The sequence below is a fragment of the Streptomyces sp. NPDC086147 genome (genome assembly GCF_040702165.1).
GTDB lineage: Bacteria > Actinomycetota > Actinomycetes > Streptomycetales > Streptomycetaceae > Streptomyces.
In genome coordinates, this window is record NZ_JBFBJO010000005.1 from 292,819 (window position 1) to 316,836 (window position 24,018).

A 24,018-nucleotide genomic window follows, 5' to 3' on the forward strand; every position below is an offset into this window, starting at 1 on the left:
TGTTCCGTGGCCTTTATCTACCCTTCACAAGTACACAATTCACCTGAGGAAGGCCGAAATTATGGCCGGATGACGGCAGTTGGGAGGGTGAGAAGAAAGCGGGGGAACGGGACGGCGTCTACGGGATGACGACGACGGGCCGCTGGGCGCGGCGCGCGAGGCGGCCGGCCACCGAGCCGAAGATCCGCCCGACGATCCCGTGCGTGGAGCCGACCACGATCGCGTCGGCCGAGTACTCCCGGCCGACCTCCTCCAGCTCGTGGCAGATGTCGCCGCCGCGCTCGACCAGGATCCACGGCACCTCGGCGAGGTGCTCGGCGCAGGCCAGCTCCAGACCGAGGACCTCGGTGCGGTGGTCCGGCACGTCGACGAAGACGGGGGGCTCGCAGCCGGCCCACACCGTGGTGGGCAGCCGGTTGGCCACGTGCACGATGATCAGGCCCGAGCCGGAGCGGCGGGCCATGCCGATGGCGTACGCGAGGGCGCGCTCACTGGACGTGGAGCCGTCGAAGCCGACGACGACCCCGTGCCGGAAGGCCGGGTCGCAGGCATGACGTGGCTGTTCGACCGCGAGGGGGTCGACCGTGGAGTCGGCGACGCGCTTGCGGTCCGCGGGTTCGGGGAATTCGTGACCGGCCATCGGTGTCTCGGCGAAGAGGGTCCTCGTGGGAAGGGACGGGAGAAGGGGGAGAGGAACGACGGGTGACGGCGGAGCTGTGTCCGGGAATCATCTTCCCAAGCCCATACCCCCAAGGGTACGGCCGCACTCCTCTCCTGCCCAGGGCCCACCGCGTCTCGCCCGGCGGGCACACCGCTCGCGCGCGGCGTTCCAGGGAGCATGCACGAGCGCTTCGGGATCTGGCAATGCCGGTTGTGTCCTACAGGCGTCCGCCCGGGGGCCGGAGCCGGACGCTCCCGGGAGGCGGGCCGACGGGTGCGTGCGGGACCGGGGGCGCGCGTGCGGGACCGGGGCCGGAACCCCGCGCGGGGCCGAACGGCCGTCGCCGAGAGTGACCGGAGCGCTCCGTTCCTCGTTGCCACAGGTCCGCCCCACCGTCGCAGGGAGAGCGCCCGTGCCCGTACCGCCGACCGCCGCCCGGTCCTCCGCCGTCCCCACCCCGACGCTCGGCGCGCCCCGCGCCCACCGCCGCACCGACGCCCCTCCCGCACCCGCGGGAGCGGAGGAGAAGGGGGACAGGGGGGAGCAGGCCGCCGGTGACGTCGTCCGCTGGGCGGCCTTCTGCTGCGTCCTGGTCCCGGTGGTGCTCGTCGTCTACGGCACCTCGCTCGCCGGTGCGGCCGGGGCCGCCCTCGGCCTCGTCTCGGTGACGGCGGCCTGCCGGGTGCTGCTGCGACGCTCGGAGCGGGGTCTCCGCGCGGAGACCGCGCGCGGCGGACGCCGGCACTAGCTCCGGAAGGGGTCCCCGGACGCGCGGAACCCCCTTCGAGTTGACAGGCTCGCACACCCGAACCCATACGTTTTCAGCCAACTTCCGGTGACCGGCGAGTCCTTGGCGTAACGATTGGCCAACCTCGGGCCCGACATCCCCGGAAGCCCCGTCCCAAGGGGTCAGACCCCCCGTGTACCGGGGCGTTCATCCCCCCGCCGCGCCCCTCGCGAGCCTCCGGACGCGAGGCCTCGCCAGCGATCGCTTCGCGCCAAGTTGCCTTGTCGACAATCCACCGGTTGGAGAACTTGTCACGCCGGCGCCACGGGACGCAGTAGATTCGATCATGGGTACCGAAGACTGGGGTCTCGTGCAAAACCGAGGGGAAACGTGCAGGAGCGACACGACCAGGGAGACGCGAACACCGAGGGGGGCTTAGCGTCATGAGCCAGGACTCCACCGCACCGGAGGCCGGACGGAAACTGTCCGGGCGCCGCCGTCGCGAAGTCGTCGCGGTGCTGCTGTTCAGCGGCGGCCCCATCTTCGAGAGCTCCATCCCGCTCTCCGTGTTCGGCATCGACCGGCAGGACGCCGGAGTGCCACGTTACCGGCTGCTCGTCTGCGCCGGCGAGGAAGGACCGCTGCGGACCACCGGCGGGCTCGAACTCACCGCGCCGTACGGCCTGGAGGCCATCGGCCGGGCGGGCACCGTCGTCGTCCCGGCCTGGCGGTCGATCACCTCGCCGCCGCCGCCGGAGGCGCTCGAAGCGCTGCGCCGCGCACACGAGGAGGGGGCCAGGATCGTCGGGCTGTGCACCGGGGCGTTCGTCCTGGCCGCGGCCGGACTGCTCGACGGCCGCCCGGCGACCACACACTGGATGTACGCGCCGACGCTCGCCAAGCGCTATCCGTCGGTCCACGTGGACCCGCGGGAGCTCTTCGTCGACGACGGGGACGTACTGACCTCCGCCGGCACCGCGGCCGGAATCGATCTGTGTCTGCACATCGTGCGGACCGACCACGGCACGGAGGCCGCGGGCGCCCTGGCGCGCCGGCTGGTCGTCCCGCCGCGGCGCAGCGGCGGCCAGGAGCGCTACCTCGACAGGTCTTTACCCGAAGAGATCGGCGCCGACCCGCTGGCCGAGGTCGTCGCCTGGGCGCTCGAACACCTCCACGAGCAGTTCGACGTGGAGACGCTCGCGGCGCGCGCGTACATGTCACGGCGGACCTTCGACCGCCGGTTCCGCTCCCTCACGGGCTCGGCCCCGCTCCAGTGGCTGATCACCCAGCGGGTGCTCCAGGCGCAGCGGCTGCTCGAAACCTCCGACTACTCGGTCGACGAGGTGGCAGGCAGGTGCGGCTTCCGCTCCCCGGTGGCCCTGCGCGGCCACTTCCGGCGCCAGCTCGGCTCCTCGCCGGCGGCCTACCGGGCGGCGTACCGCGCCCGGCGTCCGCAGGGCGAGGCCGGTACGACGGTGCTCGACCCGATCGTGCCCGCCCAGCTCACGGCCGGCGTACGGCGGCCGGGCCCGCCGCTGGAGCCGGGGAAGCCGCCGTCCGACGCCTACGCGTCCGGACGGCCCTCCCTGCCGGGCCAGCGCAGCGCGCCGTGACCGGGGCGCCGTAACCGAGAGACCCGCGGCCACAAGCCGCGCACCGCAGGAACGACGGGCGTCCGGGGGCACCTCCCCCGGGCGCCCGTCGGGCTGCCGGGCCGGGCGTCGCGGCCCCGGTCATGATGCGCCGGACAGGCCCTAAGGTGGACGCATGAACGATCGCATGGTGTGGATCGACTGCGAGATGACCGGGCTCTCGCTGACGGACGACGCACTCATCGAGGTGGCCGCGCTGGTCACCGACTCGGAACTGAACGTGCTCGGCGACGGCGTGGACATCGTGATCCGCCCGCCGGACGCCGCCCTGGAGACCATGCCGGAGATCGTGCGCCAGATGCACACGGCCTCGGGACTGCTCGACGCGCTGCCGGGCGGCACCACGCTCGCCGACGCCGAGGCCCAGGTCCTCGCCTACGTCCGCGAGCACGTCAAGGAGCCCGGCAAGGCTCCGCTGTGCGGGAACTCGGTCTCCACCGACCGCGGCTTCCTCGCCCGCGACATGCCCGCCCTGGAGGGCCACCTGCACTACCGGATCGTCGATGTCTCCTCGGTCAAGGAGCTGGCCCGCCGCTGGTACCCGAGGGCGTACTTCAACAGTCCGGAGAAGAACGGCAACCACCGGGCGCTCGCCGACATCCGCGAGTCCATCGCCGAGCTGCGCTACTACCGCGAGGCGGTCTTCGTCCCGCAGCCCGGCCCCGACTCGGAGACCGCGAAGCGGATCGCGGCGCGCCACGTCCTGCCCTCGGAATGACGCCGGGATGACGCCGGAATGACCCCCCGCTCGCGCCCTCGCACGCCCCTCCGGGAAACGTGGGCGCGAGCACCCTCCCGGACCCTGTAGACTTCTTCTCGGCCGGTCGGGGAAACCTTCGGGAAAACCGCCGGTCATGGTGGGTATAGCTCAGATGGTAGAGCACCTGGTTGTGGTCCAGGATGTCGCGGGTTCGAGTCCCGTTACTCACCCTCGCAGGAGAAGGCCCCGATCCGTGGAGACACGGATCGGGGCCTTCCGCATGCGCGGCCCTCTTCGTGCGCGGCGACGCACGGCGGCCTCCGGCTCAGCCGTTCGGGCGAAGCGATGATCCATTTGCCCCCGCCCGCTGCTAACTTCCCCATATGCCCCATATCACCATGTTTCACCTTGCCGAAGGCGGGGTGAGGGGGGATGGGGATCCTGCGTGACCATCCCGAACTCGTCCTCTTCCTCTCCCTCGCGGCCGGCTACCTCGTCGGCAAGCTGCGCGTCGGACCCATCACCCTCGGCGGCATCTGCGGCACCCTGATCGTCTCGCTGCTCCTCGGGGCCTGGACGAAGGCCACCGTCTCCGACGACGTGAAGACGATCTTCTTCGCGCTCTTCATCTTCTCGCTGGGCTACATGGCGGGGCCGCAGTTCTTCGCGAACCTCAACAGGAAGAGCCTCCGCTTCTTCGCCCTCTGCCTCATCGAGGTCGTCTGCGTCGTCGGCATCGCCCTCGGCCTCGCGGAGGCCTTCGACCTCGACGTCGGCACCGCCGCGGGCATCCTCGCCGGCGCCGCCACCGAGTCGGCGGTGGTCGGCACGGCCACCGAGTCCATCGGCGAGCTGTCCGGCCTGACCCAGCAGCAGATCACCCAGTACCAGGGCCACGTGGCCACCGCGTACACCGTCTGCTACCTGTTCGGCCTCGTCACCATCGTCATCTACACCAGCCAGATCATGCCGATGCTGATGCGGATCAACCTCCGCGACGCCTCGCGCGAACTCTGGGAGCGGATGCGCGGCGAGGGCGGCGGCCTGGAGTCCGACGAGCGCGAGGCGCTCCCGGGCCTGGTCGGCCGGACGTACCTGGTCACCCACGCCGACGGGACGAAGGTCGGCGACCTGGAGCGCTCGCTGGGCGGCCGGGTCACCGTCGAGGCGGTGAAGCGGGGCAGCAAGGTCCTCACCCCTCCCCCGCCCGGCTTCGCGCTCACCCTCTCCGACCTGGTGCTCGCCGTCGGCCGGCGGGCCAACATCATCGAGGCGGGCCGGGTCATCGGCCCCGAGACCCCGGCCGTCCCCGGTCTGGACACCCCGCTCGCCACCACCCAGGTCTCCCTCACCGACAAGGCCGTCTCCGGCAAGTCCCTGGACACCCTCTCCAAGGAGCACCCCGAGTTCTCCTCCGGCGGGGTGTACGTGACGGACGTGCTGCGCAACGACCAGCACCTGCCGGCCACCCCCGAGACCGTCGTCGACCGCGGTGACGTGCTCACCCTGGTCGGCGCCCGCTCGGGTCTCGGGAAGCTGGCGTCCAGGATCGGCGCGACCGTCAGGAACGACGCCACGGACTTCATCTACCTGGGCCTCGGCATCGTCTGCGGTTCGCTGCTCGGCCAGGTCGTGGTCGAGTTCGGCGACGTCCCCATGTCGCTCGGCACCGGCGGCGGCTGTCTGATCTCCGGACTGCTCTTCGGCTGGTTCCGCTCCCGCACCCAGACCTTCGGCGCCTTCCCCCCGCAGGCCGCCACCACCCTCAAGGACATGGGCCTGGCCATCTTCATCGCCTGTACGGGCCTGGTGTCGGGCCCGCAGGCCTGGCCGCTGCTCAAGGAGTACGGGGCGCTGCTGCCGTTCGCGGGGATCGCGATGGTCCTGGTGCCCGCGACGATCTCGCTGATCGTCGGCCGCAAGCTCCTCGGCATCGAGAAGCCCCTGCTCATCGGCGCCATCGCGGGCCAGCAGTGCTCGACCCCGGCGATCACCTCGATCACCCAGGTCGCGCAGAGCTCGGTCCCGATGCTCGGCTACACGATCACGTACACCCTCTCGAACTTCCTCCTGCCCCTGACCGGGCCCCTGCTCGTCGGCATCCTGGGAGCGTGAGGCGGCGCGATGATCGACTTCCTGAACCGGAACGTCTTCCAGCCCCATCCCGAGCTGCTGGTCTTCGTCACCGTCGCGCTCGGCTTCCTCTTCGGCAGGCTCCGCTACCGGGCCATCGCGCTCGGCGCCGTCACCGGCTGCCTGGTGGCCGGACTGCTGCTCGGCGCGCAGTTCAAGGTCACGATCGACGCCACGGTGAAGAACCTCTTCTTCACCATGTTCCTCTTCGCCCTCGGCTACAAGGTCGGCCCGCAGTTCTTCCGGGGACTGAGGAAGGACGGCCTGCCGCAGGTCGTCAACGCCCTCGTGGTCTGCGTGACGGGCCTGCTCGTCTCCTGGGGCTTCGCGGTGATGCTCGGGTACGGCCCCGGGCTCTCCGCCGGCCTCCTCGGCGGCGCGCTCACCCAGTCCGCCGTCATCGGCGTCGCCCAGGACGCCATCGGCAACCTGCCGGGCCTCTCCGCGGACCAGGCGAAGTCCGAGGGGAACCTGGTCGCGATCGGCTACGCCGTCACGTACCCGCTCGGCACGATCCTCTGCGCGCTGCTCCTCGCCAACGTCCTGCCCAGGCTGTACAGGCGGGACCTGGCCGCCGAGTCGGCGCAGCTCGCCAAGGAGCTGGACGCCCCCGGCGACGACCCCGACCTGGCCGAGGGCTACTACGAGGTCGTGCTGCGCGCGTACCGCGTCGAGCGCCCCGACCTCGCCGGGCGCACCATCGACGACTTCGAGCAGCAGCAGAAGGCGCTCGGCCGCCGCGTCTACATCACCCGGGTCCGGCGGGACGGGAAGGTCCTCGACCACGACCAGGCGACCGTGCTCCGCGAGGGCGACACGGTGGCGGTCAGCGCGCTGCGCGGCTCGCTCGTCGAATTCGACCCCCTGACCCACGTCGGGCCGGAGGCGGACGACGTCGAACTGCTCGGGTACCAGACGGAGACCCTGCACGTGGTCGCGTCGGACAAGGCCCAGCTCGGCAAGAGCATCGCGGACCTGCGCCGCGAGCCCTTCATGGTGGGCGTGTACGTCGACAGGCTCTACCGGGCGGGCGCCGAGTTCCCGTACCGCCTCTCCACCACCGTGGAGCGCGGCGACACCCTGGTCCTGACCGGTCCGAAGCGGCTCGTCGACCCAGCGGGCCGGGCGATCGGCAAGCCCGTGCCGACCTCCTTCGCCACCGACATGCTCTGGGTGGGCCTCGGCATCTTCCTCGGCGGCTGCGTCGGCATCCCGGCCCTGACCGTGTCGGGCGTGCCGATCTCGCTCTCCACCTCCGGCGGCGCGCTGATCATGGGCCTGGTCTTCGGCTGGATCCGCGGCAAGTACCCCACGTACGGCAACGTCCCGCCCGGCGCCCAGTGGTTCATGGACACCCTGGGCCTGTGCCTGTTCGTCGCGGTCGTCGGCATCAACGCCGGGCCGAGCTTCACCAGCGGCCTGGCGTCGGCCGGCTGGGGGCTGCTGCTGTGGGGCGCGGTGGCCACCGTGATCCCGCTGCTCGTGGGCTTCGCCGTCGGCCACTACGTCCAGAAGATCCGCTTCCCGATCCTGATGGGCGTCCTGGCCGGCGGCCAGACGACGACCGCGGCGATCGGCGCGATCAACGAGCAGTCCCGGTCGCAGATCCCGACCCTCGGCTACACGATCCCCTACGCGGTGGGCAACGTGCTGCTGACCATCTGGGGCGCCGTGATCGTGATCCTCAACCACTGACGGCCCCGCGAGGACCGTCGCGAACTCCCCTCGTACGTAAGGACATCCCGTGCCCAAGACCACGTTCACCCGCGAGGAGATCAAGTCCTTCGCGCAGCTCTCCCCGTTCGAGCTCAAGGACACCTTCATCTCGCTCGCCAGGGCGGCCCAGGAGGACCAGCCGGGGCAGAAGGACAAGTCGCAGGTCCAGATGCTCAACGCGGGCCGGGGCAACCCGAACTGGGTGGCCACCGGGCCCCGCGAGGCCTTCCACGCCCTCGGCTACTTCGCCCTGGCGGAGTCCCGCCGGGTGTGGACCGCCGACGACCTCGGCGGCATGCCGGAGGTGAAGGGGTCCGGCGAGCGCTTCGACGCCTTCGTCCGGCAGCACCCCGGCCTGCCGGGCATCGAGCTCCTGGAGAAGAGCGTGGCGCACGCCGTGGAGCGCTTCGGCTTCGACCGGGACTCGTTCCTGCACGAGCTGACGGACAGCTCGGTCGGCGACAACTACCCCGTGCCGGACCGGATGCTGCCGCACGCGGAGCGGATCGTGCGCGGCTACCTCGACGACGAGATGTTCGGCAAGGAGCCGCCTACCGGGAACACGTCGCTCTTCGCGACCGAGGGCGGCACGGCCGCCATGTGCTACATCTTCGACTCCCTCATGAAGAACGGGCTGTTGAGGAAGGGCGACCGGATCGCGCTGATGGTGCCGGTCTTCACGCCGTACATCGAGATCCCCGAGCTGGACACCTACGACTTCGACGTGGTGAAGGTCGAGGCGAACCTGTTCACCGAGACCGGGGTGCGCCAGTGGCGCTACCCGGCCGAGGAGGTCGCCAAGCTGGAGGACCCCTCGGTCAAGCTGGTCTGCCTGGTGAACCCGTCGAACCCGCCGTCGCTCGCGCTGAGCCGGCGGGTCGCGGACCAGATCAAGGAGATCGTGGCCTCGAAGAACCCGAACCTGCTGATCGTCACGGACGACGTGTACGGGACGTTCGTGCCCGGCTTCCGCTCGATCGCCGCCGACCTGCCGCGCAACACGCTGCTCGTGTACTCGTACTCCAAGCACTACGGCGCCACCGGCTGGCGGCTCGGCGTGATCGGCCTGAACGACGACAACGTGATCGACGCGATGCTGGCCGGGCTGCCCCGGGAGGAGAAGGACCGGCTGGCCGAGCGGTACGGGACGCTGACCCTCGAACCGGAGAAGATGCGGTTCATCGACCGGATGGTGGCGGACTCGCGGCAGGTCGCGCTCAACCACACGGCCGGGCTCTCGCTGCCGCAGCAGGTGATGATGGTGCTCTTCTCCCTCTTCGACATGCTGGAGGAGGGACAGGCGTACAAGGAGCGGATCCGCGGGATCGTGAACCGGCGGCTCGGCCTGCTCCTGGAGGGCGCCCGCATGAAGATCTCGGAGGATCCGGCGCGGGCCGCCTACTACATCGAGCTGGACCTGCTCGCGGAGGCCGAGCGCGTGCACGGCAAGCCGTTCGCGGACTTCCTGGAGAAGACCTACGAGCCGGTGGACCCGCTGTTCCGGCTGGCGCGGCAGACGGGCGTGGTGCTGCTCAACGGCGGCGGCTTCGACGGGCCCGAGTGGTCGGTCCGGGTGTCGCTCGCCAATCTGGACGACCTGGACTACCTGAAGATCGGCCACGAGCTGCGGTCGATCTTCGACGCCTACGCGGAGGAGTGGCGGGCCTCGGGATCCTGAGCGGCGGTACGAGGAGGGGCGCGCCCCGGTCGGGGGTAGGGGGTCGACCGGGGCGCGCGGTGTGGGGGGCACAGTGGTTCTTCGGGGGGCCTACCGGTAGGCGGCGAAGGCCTTCGTGAAGGCCAGCGGCTGCTGGAGGATCGAGGAGCAGGTGGCGTCGGCGCGGTTCACGGCGCCGTCCGGGCACTGCTTGTCACGGGTCGAGGACCACATCGAGAGCCAGCCGAGGCCCTTGGACTTCGCGAAGTCGACGAGCTGGACGGCGTCGTCGACCGTGAAGATCTCGGTGGTGACGTCGTTGACGCCGATCATCGGGGTGACGGCGACCGCCTTCCAGGCCGCCGCGTCGGAGAGCCCGAGGACGCCCTTGATCTGGGCCTGGGTCGCGGTCGCGGCCTGGATCGCGTACGTGCCCATGTCGGCGCTGTACGCCGGGCCGTAGTCCATCGCCATGATGTTGACGGCGTCGACGCGGACCCCGTTCCGCTTGGCGTCCGCGAGCAGGTCCACGCCCGGCTGGGTCAGGCCCTCGGGCATGACCGGCAGGGTGAAGGACACGTTCAGGCCCGGGTGGTCCTTCTGGAGCGCGGCGATCGCCTGCGAGCGGCGGGTGTTGGCGGCGGTGTCCGGCAGGGCCGCGCCCTCGACGTCGAAGTCGACCCTGGTCAGCCCGTACTGGTCGACGACCTTGCCGTACGCGGCGGCGAGCGCCGAGGCCGAGGAGCAGTTCAGGGCCAGCTCGTGTCCTGCGGCGCCGCCGAAGGAGACGCGGACGTCACCGCCCTTGGCGCGCAGGGCGCCGATCTGGGCGGCGACCCTGTCGTTCGCCAGGTCGGTGACCCCGCCCCACAGCGGGGCGCAGGCGCCGCCGGAGGTGATGAAGGCGAGGTTGAACTCCTTCACGCCGGTGGCGTCGGCGGTGGCGAGCAGGTCGTACGCCGGGTAGAGGGAGGTGTCGACGTACGGGGCGAACTTCGCGCCGGTGACGGGGGCCGGCGTGGAGGCCGTCGGGGTGGGCGTCGGGGCCGGGGTCTGCGTCCGCGTGGGGGTCGGCACGGGGGCCGTGGTGGCGGTCGCGGTCGGGGTCGGCTTGACCGTCGCCGTGGGGGTGGGGGTGGCGGTGGGCTGGTCGGTGGGGCGGCCGCTGGGGGTGGGTGCGGGGCCTCCGGCCGAGCAGGACGCCTTGTCGATCAGGCAGTTGGCGGGGTCGCCCGCCTCGCCCGCGGCGGAGGTGACGAAGCCGACGGTGACGGACTGCCCGGGGGCGAGCTGCCGGTTCCAGCTCGCGGGCCTCACGGTGACGTGCCGGCCGGAGACGGTGTGCTCGCCGTTCCAGAGGGAGCCGATGGTGGTGCCGGCCGGGAGGTCGAACTCCAGGGTCCAGTCGGACCGGGCGGCGGACGTCTCGTTGGTGACGACGTACTGGCCGGTGTAGCCGCCGGTCCAGGAGCTGGTCCGGGTGTAGGCGGCGCCGACGGAGGCGGCCTGGGCGGTGCCGGTGAGCGCGAAGGCGGCGCCGCCGACGACGGCGGCCGTGACGACCGCCGCGACGGCCTTGGTCCTCGTACTCGCCCTGCGCCGGTGCGATCGGGTGCCCATGGCGTGCCTGCCTCTGCGTGCGGAAGTGGGGGTGCGGCAGCACGCTAGCGAGCGGGGAACGGACAAAGCGGGTGATCGGGGGCGGGGGTGGCGATCCTTAGGGTCCGCTTAAGGTGCCCATCGGAACCAGGAAAGGTTCTTCCCGGCTTCCCCGGGGCTCAGCCCTCCCGGGCCCGTCGCGTCCCCGTCCCCCCGCGCCTGCGGCGGGCCGGGCGGTGGCCCCGGTGGCCGTTCGCGCCGTGTGCGCCCGCCGGGCCGCCCGCGCCGGCGCGGCCGCCGAGGCCGATCCAGACGCGGACCTCCGTACCGCCGAGGACCGAGCGGCCGATGCGGACGTCGCCGCCGGTGCCCTCCGCCACGCGCCGCACGATGTCGAGGCCGAGGCCCGTGGAGCCGTCCCGGCCGCCGCTGTTGCCCCGGGCCAGGGCGGCGGCCGGGTCGGCGATGCCGGGGCCCGCGTCGGAGACCAGGACGATGACGGCGTCGTCGCCGTTGTGGACGTCGATGGAGAAGGCCGTGCCCTCCGGGGTGTGGCGGAAGACGTTGCCGAGGAGGGCGTCGAGCGCGGCGACGAGTTCGGGCCGGGCGACCGGGATGCGGACCGGGCGCTCGACGCCCGCGACCCGCACCCGGCGCCCCTCGTCCTCGGCGAGCGCCGACCAGAAGTCCATGCGTTCGCGCACCACTTCGGCGGCGTCGCAGCCCGCGCCGGGGCCGGTCGCCTGGGTCTGCGGCTTCGCCTCCCGGGCCGTGCGGATGATGATGTCGACCTCGCGCTCCAGCTGTTCGACGGCCGCGCGGGTCTGCTCGGCGGCCGGACCGGAGCCGAGCGAGGCCGCGTTGAGCCGCAGGACGGTCAGCGGGGTGCGCAGCCGGTGGGAGAGGTCGGCGGCCAGCTCCCGCTCGTTGGCGAGGAGCTGGACGACCTGGTCGGCCATCGAGTTGAAGGCGACGGCGGCGGACTTGAGCTCCGGCGGCCCCTCCTCGGGGACCCGGGCGCCGAGCCGCCCCTCGCCCAGGTCGTGGGCGGCGCCCGCGAGCCGCTGGGCGGGCTGGACCATGCGGACGCCGAGGCGGTCGGCGACGGCGACGGAGCCGACGATCAGGGCGGCGCCGACCCCGGCGAGGACCAGCCAGGCGGTGCCGACGCCGTTGGACACGTCGCCCTCGGGGACGAAGAGTTCGACGACCGCGACCCGGCCGCTGCTGAGCGCGGTGGGCTGGAGCAGCGCGAAGCCGCCGGGGACCTCGGTGATCGAGGCCCGGCCGAGCTCCCGGGTGGCCGTGAGCTCCTCCTCCCCCGCCCGGCGGGTGCCGATCTCCAGGGGCGCGCCGCCCGGCGCCTCGGCGGGGACGTGGACGGCGAGCCGGCCGGCGGCCCCGTCCTCGGTGGTGGCGACGGCCTTGTCGAGTTCGTCGCGGTCGGTGGTGATGGCGAGGACGGGGGCGAGCCCGGCGGCCCGCCGTTCGGCGTTGGAGACGGCCCGGTCGCGGGCCATCTCCCTGACGACGAGCCCGAGGGGGACGGCGAAGGCGACCACGACCATGGCGGTGACGGCCAGGCACACCTTGACGAGCGCCCACCTCACGGCCGGGGCTCCCCGGGCGGCTCCAGCTTCACGCCCACCCCGCGCAGGGTGTGCAGGTAGCGGGGCCGGGCGGCCGTCTCGCCCAGTTTCCGCCGCAGCCACGACAGGTGGACGTCGATGGTCTGGTCGTCGCCGTAGGACTGCTGCCACACCTCGGCGAGCAGTTCCTTGCGCGGGACGACCACGCCGGGCCGTCCGGCGAGGAAGGCGAGCAGGTCGAACTCGCGCCGGGTCAGGTCCAGGGGCGTGCCGTCCAGTTCCGCCTGGCGGCGCAGCGGGTCGACGGTGAGCCCGCCGACCCGGATGATCCGGGAGGGCGGTGCCTCGCCGGCGCCGGACCGGGCGCGGCGCAGGACGGCGGCCATCCGGGCGGAGAGGTGGTCGACCGAGAAGGGCTTCACGAGGTAGTCGTCGGCCCCCGCGTGGAGGAGCCGTACGATCTCGGCCTCGTCGTCCCGGGCGGTCGCGATGATCACCGGTACGTCGGTGAGGCCGCGCAGCATCTTGAGCGCCTCGGACCCGTCCAGATCCGGCAGTCCGAGGTCGAGGATGACCACGTCGAAACGGAAATGGGCGACCTCGCGCAGCGCCTCCAGTGCCGTGCCGACGCTCCGTACGGTGTGGGACGCCTCGGAGAGCTGCCGGATGAGGGCGGAGCGCACGAACTGGTCGTCCTCGACCACGAGCACACTTGCCATGGGCGGCACCGTACGCCATGCGGGCGGATCATCGGACAATGTCCACCCTCTGATCCGGAACGGCCGGGGGTGGTGCACTATGGGCCGGTGCGAAGAGGACTGGTTCACGCCCTGGCCTGGTCACTCGCCACCGGCGCGGCGGTCACCCTGTCCTGGTGGGGAGTGCACACCGTGCTGTCCGGAACCGTGTACGACCCGCCGCGCGCGCTGCCCGTGCCGCTCTGGGCCGCGGACGGGACGCACGGTCCCGACGGCGGTCCGCTGACCTCCTCGACCCGGTATCCCGGCCCCGACCCGTCCGCGTCCGCCGCGCCGGAGACCGGACCGGGCGGCGGTCCGACGCCCTCGGCCACCCCGTCCGGCACCCCTTCGCGGCGCCCGAGCCCGACGGCGGAGACCCCGGCGGCCCCGCCGCCGAAGACGGGTTCGGACGCGGGCGGGGGCTCCGGACCGGAGTCCGGCTCCGGCTCGAACGTGAAGAGCTACGCCGTGGACGGCGGCCGGGTCGCCTTCGACCTCGGGGAGACCTCGGCCGAACTGGTCTCCGCGACGCCCGCCTCGGGCTGGCAGATGCAGGTGTGGAAGCAGACGACCTGGATCCGGGTGACCTTCACCCGGGACGGCCGCGAGCTGTCGGTCTTCTGCGTGTGGCACGACACCGCGCCCCGCGTGGAGATCGAGGACCGGGCGATCTGACGGGCTGTCCGGCTGTCCGGATTCCTAGCGGAAGACGGAGGCCGGCGGGGCCGGGGACGGCTTGGCGTTCGCGTCGGTGACCGGGGCCGCTCCCCCGGCGAAGTCGGCGAGGGGCCGGCCGTGTTCGACCCGGCCCGGGTGCGGGTCGGTGGCGACCCTGCGGGTGAGTTCGGCGACCGGGAGCTCCCGGTCGGAGGCGAGCAGGACGGCGTTGCCGAAGCGGCGGCCGCGCAGCACGGTCGGGTCGGCGGTCAGGGCCAGTTCGGGGAAGACGGCGGCGGCCGTGGCGATCTGGCCGCGCAGATGGACCAGCGGCGGGCCGTCGGCCAGGTTCGCCGCGTAGAAACCGCCGGGCCGCAGCGCCCGTCGCACCTCGGCGAGGAACTCGGTGCTGGTCAGATGGGCGGGGGTACGGGCTCCGCCGAACACGTCCGCGATGATCAGGTCCGCCCAGCCGTCCTGGACCTTGGCGAGGCCGGCGCGGGCGTCGGTGGAGCGGACCCGTACGCGGGCGCCGGGGTCGAGCGGCAGTTCCCTGCGGACGAACCGCACCAGGGGCCCGTCGAGCTCCACGACCTGCTGCGTGGAGCGGGGCCGGGTCGCGGCGACGTAGCGGGCGAGGGTGAGGGCGCCGCCGCCGAGGTGCACGGCCTGGATCGGGCGGTGGGGCGGGGCGGCGAGGTCGGCGACGTGGCCGAGGCGCCGCTGGTACTCGAAGGAGAGGTACGTCGGGTCGTCCAGGTCGACGTGCGACTGCGGGGCGCCGTCGACGAGCAGCGTCCAGGCGCGCGGGCGCTCCCGGTCGGGTACGAGTTCGGCGAGGCCGCCGTCGACGGTCTCGGCGACGGGGGCTGCCGCCGCCCGGTCACGCTGTTTGTTCCTGGCCATCGGTCCATTATCGGACGATCGGACCGCGACCGGCGTGCCCGGGGCCGCCGGACCGGGCCCCGGGGCTCAGCGGCAGCCGTCGGCGGCCTCGATGAGCCGGGCCGCCTCGCCGAGCGCCTCGCGCAGGACGACCGGGTCGGTGACCGGGTCGGTGTCGCCGGGGGGCAGCAGCCAGCCGGCCGGGCGGGGGGCGCCGCCGGCCGGTTCGGGCAGCTCCGGCAGCTCGGGGAGGCGGAGGCCGCGCCCCGAGGTGCGCGTACAGGCGCTGCCCGGCACGTCCCAGGCGGCGGCGGTGCCGGGCGGCACCAGGAAGCCGAGGGTGTCACAGGTGCCGTCGTGCACCACCGGGCCGACGGCGGGGGCGCCGGTGCGGCGCAGGATGTCGACGGCCTCCAGGCCCTGGCGGACCGGCACGGTGACCAGGTCCCAGGCCTCGGCGGCGGACTCGGCCCCGGCGGCGCCCGGGGCGGGCACGGGCCGGGCGGCCGACTGTGAACCGATCTCCGACATGGGACCCCTCCTCGCTCCATGAGGAGACACGTTCCGTCTCTCCCTACGGTTCAACGCCCGTGCCCGTCAACGGCTACGGCGGTTTCCCGCCGCAAAGGATGGCAGTTCATGGCAGATCGCAGGCGAGATATCCGATTTGTAGCCAAACTCTGCGTAGGCATTCGGTCACAGCGGGTACGTTTCTGCCGCCGGACCACCCGGCAGCACCAGGAGAGGGCTCGGCCATGGCGATGTCACGGGCAGTTCCCAACCTCGCCTTCCGCAGACTCCGCGGACAGCAGTCGCCGGCGGAGTTCGCCGCGGCCGTCCGCCGGGCGGCACGGGAGATCGGCGAACAGGTCGCGTGCGACGCCCGCTACATCGGGCGCGTGGAGGCGGGCGAGATCCGCTGCCCGAACTACGCGTACGAGCGGGTCTTCCTGCACATGTTCCCCGGACTCGGCCTCTCCGACCTGGGGTTCTCCGCACGGGAGACGGTGCGCGGCCGGCGGCAGACCGTCCCGGCCGGGGCGTCGTCCCCCGCCGCCTCCACGACCCGGAACGATGAGGAGAGCGACGTGCTGCGTCGCGCATTCATGACGAGCGGCTCCGCCACCCTGGCGGCCGCCTCGCTGGGACTCGGCGGCCCCGCCGTCGCGATCCCCAGCCCCCGCGGGACCCACCGGATCGGCGAGACCGAGGTGCGGGCCGTCGAGGACGCCGTGCGGCGGATCCGGCTGCTCGACGACCGGCACGGCGCCGACGGGCTCTACAAGGTGGCCGCCCAGCCGCTCCGTACCGCCTACGCGCTGCTCGACGCCGGCACCACGGCCCGCCGCTCCACCGAGGACCGGCTGCACGCGGGCGCGGGTGAACTCTCCCTCTCCGTCGGCTGGCTGGCCCACGACTCGGGCCGGCACGAGGACGCGCGCTCGCACTACGCCGAGGCGCTGGCGACCGCGCGCGTGGCGGGAAGCTCCGGGAACGCGGCCCTGGAGGCGCACGCCTTCTGCAACACGTCGTTCCTGGCCCGGGACACCGGCCGCCACCGGGAGGCGGTCCGGGCGGCGCAGGCCGGGCTGCGGGCCGCGCGGTCCCTGGACTCGGCCCGGCTGCTCTCCCTGCTCTCACTGCGGGAGGCGTGCGCATGGGCGGCGCTCGGCGACCGGTCCGCCTGCGAGCGGGCCCTCGGCCGCGCCCACTCCTTCTTCGACCGGGGCCCGGCCGACGGGGACCCGGAGTGGATGTCCTTCTTCGGGGAGCCGGAGCGGGAGGCGCAGGAGGCCCAGTGCCGGGCGGCGCTCGGCGACTGGGGCCGGGCCGCCCGCCACGCCCACCGGGCCACGGTCCTGCAGAACCCGCACTTCGCCCGGAACCTCGCGCTCTACCGCGCCCAGCTCGCCCGGGACCTGGCGCACGCGGGCCGTCCGGACGAGGCGGCGGCGGAGGCGCGCCGGGTGGTGGACTCCCTCGACGGCATCGCCTCGGCCCGCATCCGCGAACTCCTCGCGGAGACGGGCCGGGTGCTGGCGGCGGTCCGCTGAGGCGGAGGGCCTACTGCTCCAGGTGTCCGGTGTCGTTCCAGCGTTCGAGCGCCGGGTCGCCGTACGCCCAGCCCAGGACCGAGAGGCTCGTCGGGTCGAGGCGGATGCGGGCGGCGAAGGAGACGTCCTCGCCGAGCCAGCGGGCGCCGATGGAGCGCAGGATGTGCCCGTGGGCGAAGACCAGGACGTCCCGGTCGGCGGAGCGGGCCCACTCCACGACCTCGTCGGCGCGGTCCGACAGCTGCGCCAGGGTCTCTCCGTCGGGGACGCCGTCGCGCCAGATGAACCAGTCCGGCTGCCGTTCCTTGATCTGGGGCGGGGTGAGGCCCTCGTACGCCCCGTAGTCCCACTCCATCAGCGCGTCCCAGGGCTCGGCCCGGTCGCCGAAGCCGGCGAGGGCGCAGGTCTCGCTCGCCCGGACCAGGGGGCTGGTGCGCACCTCCACGCCGGGCAGGCCCTGCCAGGGGCCGCGGTGCAGGCGCTCGCCGAGCAGCTTCGCGCCGCGGCGCCCCTCTTCGAGCAGCGGGATGTCGGTCCTGCCGGTGTGGCGGCCGAGGAGCGACCACTCGGTCTGGCCGTGCCGGGCGAGCAGGATGCGCGGTGCCATGGGAAGGCTCTCCAGAGGTTCGCGGTGCGGACGTGCTCCTTCCATCATCGCCCACCCGAATTCGGGGCGACACGCGGGCAACCTCCGGGTGCCCTCCGGCGTCCCCTCCCCCGGGCCGTACGCCATACGGGAGGGGACCTTGTCCATGCGCAAGCCACGCTGGTGGGCCGAGCTGTCACTGATCGGCGTCGTGTACGCGGCCTACACCGGCGGGCGGCTGCTCGTGCGGGGCGACGAGGCCTCGGCCGTCGACCACGGCCTCGCGATCCTGCGTCTGGAGGGGCTGCTCGGGATCGACGCCGAGCGCCCCCTGAACCGGCTGTTCACGGACGTCCCCGCGCTCGGGATCCCGGCGGACTTCGCGTACGCCACGCTGCACTACCTGGTCACCCCGGTGGTCCTGGTGTGGCTGTTCCGGCGGCGGCCCGCGCACTACCGGGCGGCCCGCGCCTGGCTGATGGCGTCCACCCTGCTCGGGCTCGTCGGCTTCACGCTGCTGCCGACCTGTCCGCCCCGGCTGCTCGACGCGGCGCACGGATTCACCGACACGATGGCCCACTTCAGCGCGTACGGCTGGTGGGGCGGCGAGGCGAGCGCGCCGCGCGGGCTCGGCGGGATGACCAACCAGTACGCGGCGATGCCCAGTCTGCACGTGGGGTGGGCGCTGTGGTGCGGGGTGATGCTGTGGCGGTACGGGCGGACTCCGCTCGTGAAGGCGCTCGGGGCGGCGTATCCGCTGCTCACGACGGTGGTGGTGATGGGCACGGCCAACCACTACCTGCTCGACGCGGTCGCGGGGGCGGCCGTGATGGGGGCCGGGTTCCTGCTCGCCCCGCACGCGCTGCGGGCGGTCGACCGGCTGCGCGCGCGGGTGGGAACGAGGGGAAGCGCGGGGGCCGGAACGGGGGAAGCCCCTCCGGTTGTCAGTGGGGGATGCGAGACTTTCGCGGGTGAGCACATCCCCGGACAGCGGTCCGTCGCGACCGCCGCAGACGACACGTCGACACCTGCTCGCTGAGCTGCGCGGACCGGGGGTCGCACCGCGTCCGCTGGACGCGCGGGCGCTCGCGGCGCTCGCCGCCAACCCCGGCTGCCGGCGGCGGGCCCTGCTCGACGGCGCCGGGGTCGACAAGTCCGCCCTCGCGGCGAAGCTCGGCTCCCCGGCCCCGTTCGGGCAGTCGCAGTTCGCGATCGTGCGGGGCAACTCCTTCGAGGCGAAGGTGAAGGCGGACGGCGGGCGCGAACTGCTGCGGCTGCTCGGGGTGGAGGAGCCCGGCGAGGTGTCCGTGCCCGACCTGTCGGCGGCCGGGCCCGAGGGCCGGGTGGCGCGCACGGCGCTCGCGCTGCGGGAGGCGACCGGGTCCGGGGGGTGGACGCTGCTCGACCATCCGCTGCTCGCCCTGGAGGTGGCGGGCTCCCCGGTCTACCTGGAGCCGGACGCGGTGGTGGTGCGCCCCGGCGGCGGGTGGACGGTGGTCGAGATCAAGTCCTTCCCGACGGTGGACGGTTCGGCCGACGCGGCGAAGGTGGGCGCGGCGGCCCGCCAGGCCGCCGTGTACGTGCTGGCGCTCGAACGGGTGGCGGCGGTCACGGAGGGCGCGCGGGTGGCCCACTCGGTCCTCCTGGTCTGCCCGAAGGACTTCTCGAACGTGCCGACGGCCTCGGTCGTCGACGTGCGCAAGCAGCGGTCGGTGACCCGGCGCCAGTTGGACCGGCTCACCCGGATCGACGAGATCGCGGACGCGCTGCCGGAGGGCGTCAGCTTCGACGTGGCGGAGCGCTCGCCGGAGGAGCTGACGGCGTCGGTGGAGTCCGTGCCCCACCAGTACGCGCCGGAGTGCCTGGCCGCCTGCGAGCTGGCCTTCCACTGCCGGTCGCGGTCGCGGGAGACGGGCGCGGTGGAGACCCTGGGCCGTTCGGTACGGGGCGAGCTGGGCGGCCTGACGACGGTCGGCGCGGTCCTGGCGGCGGCGCGCGGCGAGGCGGGCGACCCGGACGACCCGGCGGTGGCGGCCCTGCGGCGGGCCAGGGCCCTGCGCGAGGAGGCGCTGGCGTCGGCGCCCGCCCGCACCCCCCGGGAGCACGTCGAATGCCCCTGCTGACGTCCCTTTCCCGCACCGCGCCCCGGGAGGGCCTCGCATGTCGCTGATCTCCACGCTGGCCCGGATGGAGGCCGTCGAGTCGGGCCGGGCGCAGCCGCTCGCGACCGTGCGGCACCGGCGGGTGTGCGAACGGCCGCTGGTCCTGGTGCCGTTGACCACCGCCGGTGAGGCGGGCGCCCCGCTGGGCGCGCTCGTCGGCACCGACCCCGAGGAGCCGAGGCTCCTGGTGGTGCCCCAGCCCCGCGACCGCGACCTGCGGTTCGCGTTCCTCGCGGACCTGGCCGAGGAGGTCCTGCCGTACGTCGACGCGTTCGCGGACGTCGTCGAGCTGATCGAGCGCAACGAGACGGACGCCGAGACCGGCAAGAAGGTGCGGGTCGAGGTCGAACTGTGCGCGGACGCGCCGCAGTTGATCGTGCCGAGCCGGGCGGGCGTGGAGTACGTGCGGCTGCTCGGGCGGTCGACGCGGTTCCGGCGGACGGCCGAGCAGGACCCGGAGACGCCGTTCCCCGCGCCGCCCCGGGTGCCGCTGCTCGGGCGCTGGCTGACGCACTTCGGGGAGCGGGCCCGGGTGCCCGGCTCCTCGCTGCTGCTCGCGGCGACGGACCTGCTCAACCGGCACTGGGCGACCGGCCAGTCCTCCCTGGAGGACCAGCACCTGGGCGCGCTGCTCGCCTGGATCGCCCCGGAGGACGGGATGTCCGGCCGGGAGGGGGCGCTGCGCGCGGAGGCGGGCCGGGACGAGCGGGGGCAGCTCTTCTGCCCGCCCGCCGGGCCCGCCACGGACCCGGCCTTCGACAACCGGCTGCTCGCGCCCGCGATCGAGCGGTACGACCGGGCCCGGCAGGCGTCCGGCGCGGCCGAGGACGCCGAGGCGGCCGAGCGGGCCCTCGGCGAACTGCTCGCGGCCGAGCGGGAGGTGCGCCGGCTCGTCGCCTCGCAGCTCAAGCCGACGTGGGAGGCGGTGTGGCGGGCGGTCGGCCTGCTGCGGGGGCTGCCGGAGGGGGCCAGGGTCGAGGACCGCTGGACCCGGGACCGCTGGTCCTTCACCGCCCACCGGGACCGGGTCGCGGCCGGCGAGCCGCCGCAGCCGCGCCGGGACGACGCGGTGACGGCGGCGCGGAAGCTCGCGGCCCGCGAGCAGGCGCAGGGGCAGCTGGAGGCGCAGGAGGCCCTGGACGATCCTCTGGTCCTGGCGGGCCGGCGGCTCGCGGGCGAGGCGTTCGCGGCGGAGGTGGTGGAGGTGACGATGGCGTGGACGGAGTCGAAGCGGCCCGCGCCCCGGCCGCTGCTCACGGTCCGCACGGACGACCGGCCGCACCTGGACGAGCGGGTGCGGGTGTACCGCTCGCTCGACGGGAAGCCGCAGACGGCGGAGTTCGTGCGGTACGAGGAGGACGGCGCGCTGGTGCTGCGGGTCCTGGACCGGATGGGCCGGTCGAAGGAGCCGGCGGAGGGTTCGGTGCCGGAGAAGGGCGAGCGGATCGCCTGGACGCTCTTCGAGCACGACCAGCGGACCGGACCGAAGCTGCCGGACCCGGAGGAGACGCCCTGGACGCACGGCGGCCCGCCCCGGGCGGACGCCGTGGAACTGCCCGACCCCGTGACCCCGGAGGACGTGCTGTGACCGTGTTCGGCCCGGCCGGTCCCCGAGAGCGCGTCATGACCGTGTTCGCCCCTGTGATCCCCGAGGACGTGCCGTGACCGTGTTCGATCCCTCCGCCGAGGCCGGGCGGGCGACGGCCGCCATCCTGGCGGACACCCTGCACGGCACCGCGCGGGGCGTGGTGGTGGACTCCCCGCCGGGCGCCGGCAAGTCGACGCTCGTGGTGCGGGCCGCCCTGGAACTGGCCGCCGCCAGTCGCCCCCTGATGGTGGTCGCGCAGACGAACGCGCAGGTGGACGACCTGGTGCTGCGGCTCGCCGAGAAGGAGCCGGACCTGGAGGTGGGCCGGCTGCACTCCAGCGACTCCGACCCGTACGACAAGGCGCTCGACGACCTGGAGAACGTGCGGAAGTCGGCGAAGGCGGGCGATCTGGCCGGGCTTCCGGTGGTGATCTCCACGGCCGCCAAGTGGGGGCACGTGAAGAACGTCGAGCCGTGGGCGCACGCGATCGTGGACGAGGCGTACCAGATGCGCTCGGACGCGCTGCTCGCGGTGGCGGGGCTCTTCGAGCGGGCGCTGTTCGTGGGCGACCCGGGGCAGCTGGACCCGTTCTCGGTGGTGGGAGCGGAGCAGTGGGCGGGGCTGGCGTACGACCCGTCGGCGAGCGCGGTCTCGACCCTGCTCGCGCACAATCCGGAGCTGCCGCAGCACCGGCTTCCGGTGTCGTGGCGGCTGCCCGCGTCGGCGGCGCCGCTGGTGTCGGACGCGTTCTACCCGTACACGCCGTTCCGCAGCGGCACCGGGCACGGGGACCGGAAGCTGTCCTTCGGGGTGCCGTCGGACGGCTCGGGCCCGGACCGGGTCCTGGACGAGGCGGCCGAGTCGGGCTGGGGCCTGCTGGAGCTCCCGGCCCGGCACACCCCGCGCACCGACCCGGAGGCGGTGGGCGCGATCGCCCTGGTGGTGCGGCGGCTCCTGGACCGGGGCGGGGTCGCGGTCTCGGAGCGCGCGGAGGTCCCCGTGCCCCTGACGCCCGACCGGATCGCGGTCGGCACCGCCCACCGCGACCAGGCGGCGGCGGTCCGGGCGGCGCTCGCGGACCTGGGCGTGTCCGGGGTGACGGTGGACACCGCGAACCGGCTCCAGGGGCGCGAGTACGACGTGACGGTGGTCCTCCACCCGCTGTCCGGCCGCCCGGACGCGACCGCCTTCCACCTGGAGACGGGCCGCCTGTGCGTCCTCGCCTCCCGGCACCGGCACGCGTGCGTGGTGGTGTGCCGCGCGGGCGTGGCGGACCTGCTCGACGAGCACCCGTCGACGGAACCGGTCCAGCTGGGCGTGGCGGTCTCGTTCCCCGACGGCTGGGAGGCGAACCACGCGGTCCTCTCCCACCTGGAGGAACACCGGGTGGTCTGGGCGCCGTGATCCCGGGGACTCGGCCGGAGGTCCCGGCTCCGGGACGCCGGACGGGACCCGGGGGCACGCGGTCCGGGGTTCGCGCTCTTGCGGGGCGCGGGACAATGGAGGGCGGCCCGGAGTTCCGGGCCGTGTCCGTGGGCGGTCGGGACCGGGTGCGGGCACGCCCGTGCGAGACCTGTGCGAAGAGGAGAACGACGATGGCGGAATCCGCGGAGCGGGGCGGGCAGCGGCGGCTTCGGCCGGCGCCGCTGATCTTCGAGCCTGCCGAGGCGTCCGCCGATCCGGAGCACTTCTTCGACCTGGAGTCGCTCGACGACCCGCGGGAGCTGCTGTCCCGGGCGACGGAGCTGACGCTCGCGTTCCGGGCGGCGACGGACCGGGCGATCGAGTTCCAGGCGATCGCGGCGGCGCAGCTGGCCGATCCGCGCCGGTTCGACCGGCTGACGGTGGCCGACGTCGCCGAGCGGGCCCAGTGGACCGAGGACTACGCCCGCAAGATGATCGAGTTCGGCCGCGACCTCATCCGGGCGGGCGGGCGGCCCGCGGAGGACTGAGCCGGGGAGGCGGTGGCCTGCCGCGCGACGCGGGGGCGTGTGATCGTCGTCCTGGAGCGTGGGGGCGCGATACGGGGGCGCGCATGGCCGGAGACACGCGTGGTGACCGAAAACCACCCCTGGCATATGCCGAGGGCGCACGATACTCCTCCGCCGCCCCTCCTGTCCGGGATTCCGAGAACCCTCGGAAACCGTCCCGTCACTCCCGGTACATCTGGACGCATGACGACGTGGCTGCGCGACGAGACCCCGCACGACATGTTCCGGTTCCTCCGGGAGGGCGACGAGGGGCGGCACCAGACCGCCCGGGTGACCGCCGACGGGGCCTCCTGGCTGGCCTCGGCCGCCGTCGGGCGGGGGGCCGCGCTCGCCCGCTGGGAGTCCCGGCCGTCCTCGCCCGCCGCGCTGCCCTGCGGGACGGTCTTCGACGTCGTCAACGTGGACCCGGTCTTCGGGCGCCGGATGCTGGACGAGCTGTGGACGGAGGGCCCGGGGTCGGGGCCCGTCGCGGTCCACCGGGGCCGGATGATGCTGTTCGCCGCGCCCGGCACGGCCCAGCGGCTGCCCGCCCTGCTCGACTGGGAGGAGTGGGGCGACGCGGTGCCCCGGCCGCTCTGTCACGGGCTCGGGGACGCGGTGACCGTGCCGCCGCTCGCGCCCTCCGACTCCGCCGGGCCCCGCTGGCTGGTGGCCCCCGACACCCGGCACCCGTGGCTGCCCGGCCCCGAGGTCGTCCTCTGGGCCTGCGTGCGGGCCGTCCGGGCGGCTTCCGCCGCCGACGTGCGGGTATCGATTTTTCCTCCCGCCGATCCGGGTGCTAATGTCTACGACGTCAGCAGGCGCCGCTAGCTCAGTTGGTTAGAGCAGCTGACTCTTAATCAGCGGGTCCGGGGTTCGAGTCCCTGGCGGCGCACAGACGGAAGAAGCCCCTCGCGGAAGCGGGGGGCTTCTTCGTGTGC

Annotated in this window: 21 protein-coding genes and 2 tRNA genes; 16 read left to right on the forward strand and 7 right to left on the reverse strand. The window is 73.7% G+C overall.

The window, feature by feature from the left end; translation table 11 throughout:
- Window positions 1-118: 118 nt before the first annotated feature.
- Window positions 119-640 carry a universal stress protein gene (locus AB0398_RS14435; protein WP_030210300.1) on the reverse strand — a complete coding sequence of 174 codons (522 nt, stop codon included), beginning with the start codon at window positions 638-640 and terminating at the stop codon, window positions 119-121.
- Between the two features lie 433 nt (window positions 641-1,073).
- On the opposite strand from AB0398_RS14435, the gene AB0398_RS14440 reads away from it, so the two are divergent.
- The 7 genes from AB0398_RS14440 to AB0398_RS14470 all read left to right on the forward strand — a co-directional run bounded on the left by AB0398_RS14440 (window position 1,074) and on the right by AB0398_RS14470 (window position 9,267).
- Entirely contained in the window at window positions 1,074-1,409 is a 336-nt protein-coding gene (locus AB0398_RS14440; RefSeq protein WP_366374930.1) for a hypothetical protein, read from the forward strand.
- 422 nt (window positions 1,410-1,831) lie between these two features.
- Window positions 1,832-3,001 carry a helix-turn-helix domain-containing protein gene (locus AB0398_RS14445; RefSeq protein ID WP_366374932.1) on the forward strand — a complete coding sequence of 390 codons (1,170 nt, stop codon included), beginning with the start codon at window positions 1,832-1,834 and terminating at the stop codon, window positions 2,999-3,001.
- Between the two features lie 154 nt (window positions 3,002-3,155).
- A complete protein-coding gene (gene orn, locus AB0398_RS14450) occupies window positions 3,156-3,758 on the forward strand; it encodes an oligoribonuclease (RefSeq protein ID WP_366374934.1) in 603 nt (200 codons plus the stop codon).
- Between the two features lie 139 nt (window positions 3,759-3,897).
- Window positions 3,898-3,970 (forward strand) — tRNA-His (locus AB0398_RS14455).
- Between the two features lie 202 nt (window positions 3,971-4,172).
- Window positions 4,173-5,855: an aspartate-alanine antiporter gene (gene aspT / locus AB0398_RS14460; RefSeq protein WP_366374936.1), complete on the forward strand. Its 1,683-nt coding sequence runs from the start codon at window positions 4,173-4,175 to the stop codon at window positions 5,853-5,855.
- 9 nt (window positions 5,856-5,864) lie between these two features.
- Complete coding sequence (gene aspT, locus AB0398_RS14465; protein WP_366374938.1) at window positions 5,865-7,568, forward strand: aspartate-alanine antiporter; 1,704 nt, start codon at window positions 5,865-5,867, stop codon at window positions 7,566-7,568.
- Window positions 7,569-7,617: 49 nt separating this feature from the next.
- Window positions 7,618-9,267, forward strand: coding sequence for a bifunctional aspartate transaminase/aspartate 4-decarboxylase (locus AB0398_RS14470; protein WP_366374940.1), 1,650 nt, complete (start codon window positions 7,618-7,620; stop codon window positions 9,265-9,267).
- 90 nt (window positions 9,268-9,357) lie between these two features.
- On the opposite strand, the gene AB0398_RS14475 is transcribed toward AB0398_RS14470, so the two are convergent.
- The 3 genes from AB0398_RS14475 to AB0398_RS14485 form a co-directional block, all read right to left on the reverse strand.
- A complete protein-coding gene (locus tag AB0398_RS14475) occupies window positions 9,358-10,866 on the reverse strand; it encodes a cellulose binding domain-containing protein (protein ID WP_366374942.1) in 1,509 nt (502 codons plus the stop codon).
- A 158-nt stretch (window positions 10,867-11,024) separates the two neighbouring features.
- Entirely contained in the window at window positions 11,025-12,455 is a 1,431-nt protein-coding gene (locus AB0398_RS14480) for a HAMP domain-containing sensor histidine kinase (protein ID WP_366374944.1), read from the reverse strand.
- Window positions 12,452-13,153, reverse strand: a complete 702-nt coding sequence (locus AB0398_RS14485; protein WP_366374946.1) for a response regulator transcription factor — start codon at window positions 13,151-13,153, stop codon at window positions 12,452-12,454. The genes AB0398_RS14480 and AB0398_RS14485 overlap by 4 nt, the downstream gene beginning before the upstream one ends.
- Before the next feature lie 87 nt (window positions 13,154-13,240).
- Between AB0398_RS14485 and AB0398_RS14490 the strand changes: the two genes are divergently transcribed.
- Window positions 13,241-13,849: a hypothetical protein gene (locus AB0398_RS14490; protein ID WP_366374948.1), complete on the forward strand. Its 609-nt coding sequence runs from the start codon at window positions 13,241-13,243 to the stop codon at window positions 13,847-13,849.
- Window positions 13,850-13,873: 24 nt separating this feature from the next.
- On the opposite strand, the gene AB0398_RS14495 is transcribed toward AB0398_RS14490, so the two are convergent.
- Together AB0398_RS14495 and AB0398_RS14500 are read right to left on the reverse strand one after the other, a co-directional pair.
- Complete coding sequence (locus AB0398_RS14495) at window positions 13,874-14,737, reverse strand: fused MFS/spermidine synthase (protein WP_366374950.1); 864 nt, start codon at window positions 14,735-14,737, stop codon at window positions 13,874-13,876.
- Between the two features lie 66 nt (window positions 14,738-14,803).
- The gene (locus AB0398_RS14500; protein WP_366374952.1) at window positions 14,804-15,247 is read right to left on the reverse strand and encodes a hypothetical protein; all 444 of its coding nucleotides are present in this window, start codon (window positions 15,245-15,247) and stop codon (window positions 14,804-14,806) included.
- Between the two features lie 224 nt (window positions 15,248-15,471).
- Between AB0398_RS14500 and AB0398_RS14505 the strand changes: the two genes are divergently transcribed.
- Window positions 15,472-16,770 (forward strand): tetratricopeptide repeat protein, encoded by a 1,299-nt coding sequence (locus AB0398_RS14505; protein WP_366374954.1) that lies wholly within the window; start codon window positions 15,472-15,474, stop codon window positions 16,768-16,770.
- A 10-nt stretch (window positions 16,771-16,780) separates the two neighbouring features.
- On the opposite strand, the gene AB0398_RS14510 is transcribed toward AB0398_RS14505, so the two are convergent.
- Entirely contained in the window at window positions 16,781-17,377 is a 597-nt protein-coding gene (locus AB0398_RS14510) for a histidine phosphatase family protein (protein WP_366374956.1), read from the reverse strand.
- Window positions 17,378-17,522: 145 nt separating this feature from the next.
- Here AB0398_RS14510 and AB0398_RS14515 point away from each other — a divergent pair, with 145 nt between their 5' ends.
- The 7 genes from AB0398_RS14515 to AB0398_RS14545 all read left to right on the forward strand — a co-directional run bounded on the left by AB0398_RS14515 (window position 17,523) and on the right by AB0398_RS14545 (window position 23,972).
- Entirely contained in the window at window positions 17,523-18,395 is an 873-nt protein-coding gene (locus AB0398_RS14515; protein WP_366374957.1) for a phosphatase PAP2 family protein, read from the forward strand.
- A complete protein-coding gene (locus AB0398_RS14520) occupies window positions 18,328-19,479 on the forward strand; it encodes a hypothetical protein (RefSeq protein ID WP_366374958.1) in 1,152 nt (383 codons plus the stop codon). The genes AB0398_RS14515 and AB0398_RS14520 overlap by 68 nt, the downstream gene beginning before the upstream one ends.
- Before the next feature lie 37 nt (window positions 19,480-19,516).
- On the forward strand, window positions 19,517-21,106 hold the full coding sequence (locus tag AB0398_RS14525) for a hypothetical protein (RefSeq protein WP_366374959.1): 1,590 nt from the start codon (window positions 19,517-19,519) through the stop codon (window positions 21,104-21,106).
- Between the two features lie 73 nt (window positions 21,107-21,179).
- Entirely contained in the window at window positions 21,180-22,511 is a 1,332-nt protein-coding gene (locus AB0398_RS14530; RefSeq protein WP_366374961.1) for an AAA domain-containing protein, read from the forward strand.
- A 191-nt stretch (window positions 22,512-22,702) separates the two neighbouring features.
- Window positions 22,703-23,059: a hypothetical protein gene (locus AB0398_RS14535; protein WP_366374963.1), complete on the forward strand. Its 357-nt coding sequence runs from the start codon at window positions 22,703-22,705 to the stop codon at window positions 23,057-23,059.
- A gap of 222 nt (window positions 23,060-23,281) precedes the next feature.
- Window positions 23,282-23,908, forward strand: coding sequence for a hypothetical protein (locus tag AB0398_RS14540; protein WP_366374965.1), 627 nt, complete (start codon window positions 23,282-23,284; stop codon window positions 23,906-23,908).
- Window positions 23,899-23,972, forward strand: a tRNA-Lys gene (locus tag AB0398_RS14545). Before AB0398_RS14540 ends, AB0398_RS14545 begins: the two co-directional genes overlap by 10 nt.
- Window positions 23,973-24,018: the final 46 nt, after the last annotated feature.

What these genes read in the sequence shown, in the direction of transcription:
- AB0398_RS14500 (WP_366374952.1), bottom strand. Translation starts at nt 15,247, where the DNA reads ATGTCGGAGATCGGTTCACAGTCGGCCGCCCGGCCCGTGCCCGCCCCG.
- AB0398_RS14495 (WP_366374950.1), bottom strand. Translation starts at nt 14,737, where the DNA reads ATGGCCAGGAACAAACAGCGTGACCGGGCGGCGGCAGCCCCCGTCGCC.
- AB0398_RS14505 (WP_366374954.1), top strand. Translation starts at nt 15,472, where the DNA reads ATGGCGATGTCACGGGCAGTTCCCAACCTCGCCTTCCGCAGACTCCGC.
- orn (WP_366374934.1), top strand. Translation starts at nt 3,156, where the DNA reads ATGAACGATCGCATGGTGTGGATCGACTGCGAGATGACCGGGCTCTCG.
- AB0398_RS14510 (WP_366374956.1), bottom strand. Translation starts at nt 17,377, where the DNA reads ATGGCACCGCGCATCCTGCTCGCCCGGCACGGCCAGACCGAGTGGTCG.
- AB0398_RS14475 (WP_366374942.1), bottom strand. Translation starts at nt 10,866, where the DNA reads ATGGGCACCCGATCGCACCGGCGCAGGGCGAGTACGAGGACCAAGGCC.
- AB0398_RS14435 (WP_030210300.1), bottom strand. Translation starts at nt 640, where the DNA reads ATGGCCGGTCACGAATTCCCCGAACCCGCGGACCGCAAGCGCGTCGCC.
- AB0398_RS14445 (WP_366374932.1), top strand. Translation starts at nt 1,832, where the DNA reads ATGAGCCAGGACTCCACCGCACCGGAGGCCGGACGGAAACTGTCCGGG.
- aspT (WP_366374938.1), top strand. Translation starts at nt 5,865, where the DNA reads ATGATCGACTTCCTGAACCGGAACGTCTTCCAGCCCCATCCCGAGCTG.
- AB0398_RS14485 (WP_366374946.1), bottom strand. Translation starts at nt 13,153, where the DNA reads ATGGCAAGTGTGCTCGTGGTCGAGGACGACCAGTTCGTGCGCTCCGCC.
- aspT (WP_366374936.1), top strand. Translation starts at nt 4,173, where the DNA reads ATGGGGATCCTGCGTGACCATCCCGAACTCGTCCTCTTCCTCTCCCTC.
- AB0398_RS14515 (WP_366374957.1), top strand. Translation starts at nt 17,523, where the DNA reads ATGCGCAAGCCACGCTGGTGGGCCGAGCTGTCACTGATCGGCGTCGTG.
- AB0398_RS14525 (WP_366374959.1), top strand. Translation starts at nt 19,517, where the DNA reads ATGTCGCTGATCTCCACGCTGGCCCGGATGGAGGCCGTCGAGTCGGGC.
- AB0398_RS14535 (WP_366374963.1), top strand. Translation starts at nt 22,703, where the DNA reads ATGGCGGAATCCGCGGAGCGGGGCGGGCAGCGGCGGCTTCGGCCGGCG.
- AB0398_RS14540 (WP_366374965.1), top strand. Translation starts at nt 23,282, where the DNA reads ATGACGACGTGGCTGCGCGACGAGACCCCGCACGACATGTTCCGGTTC.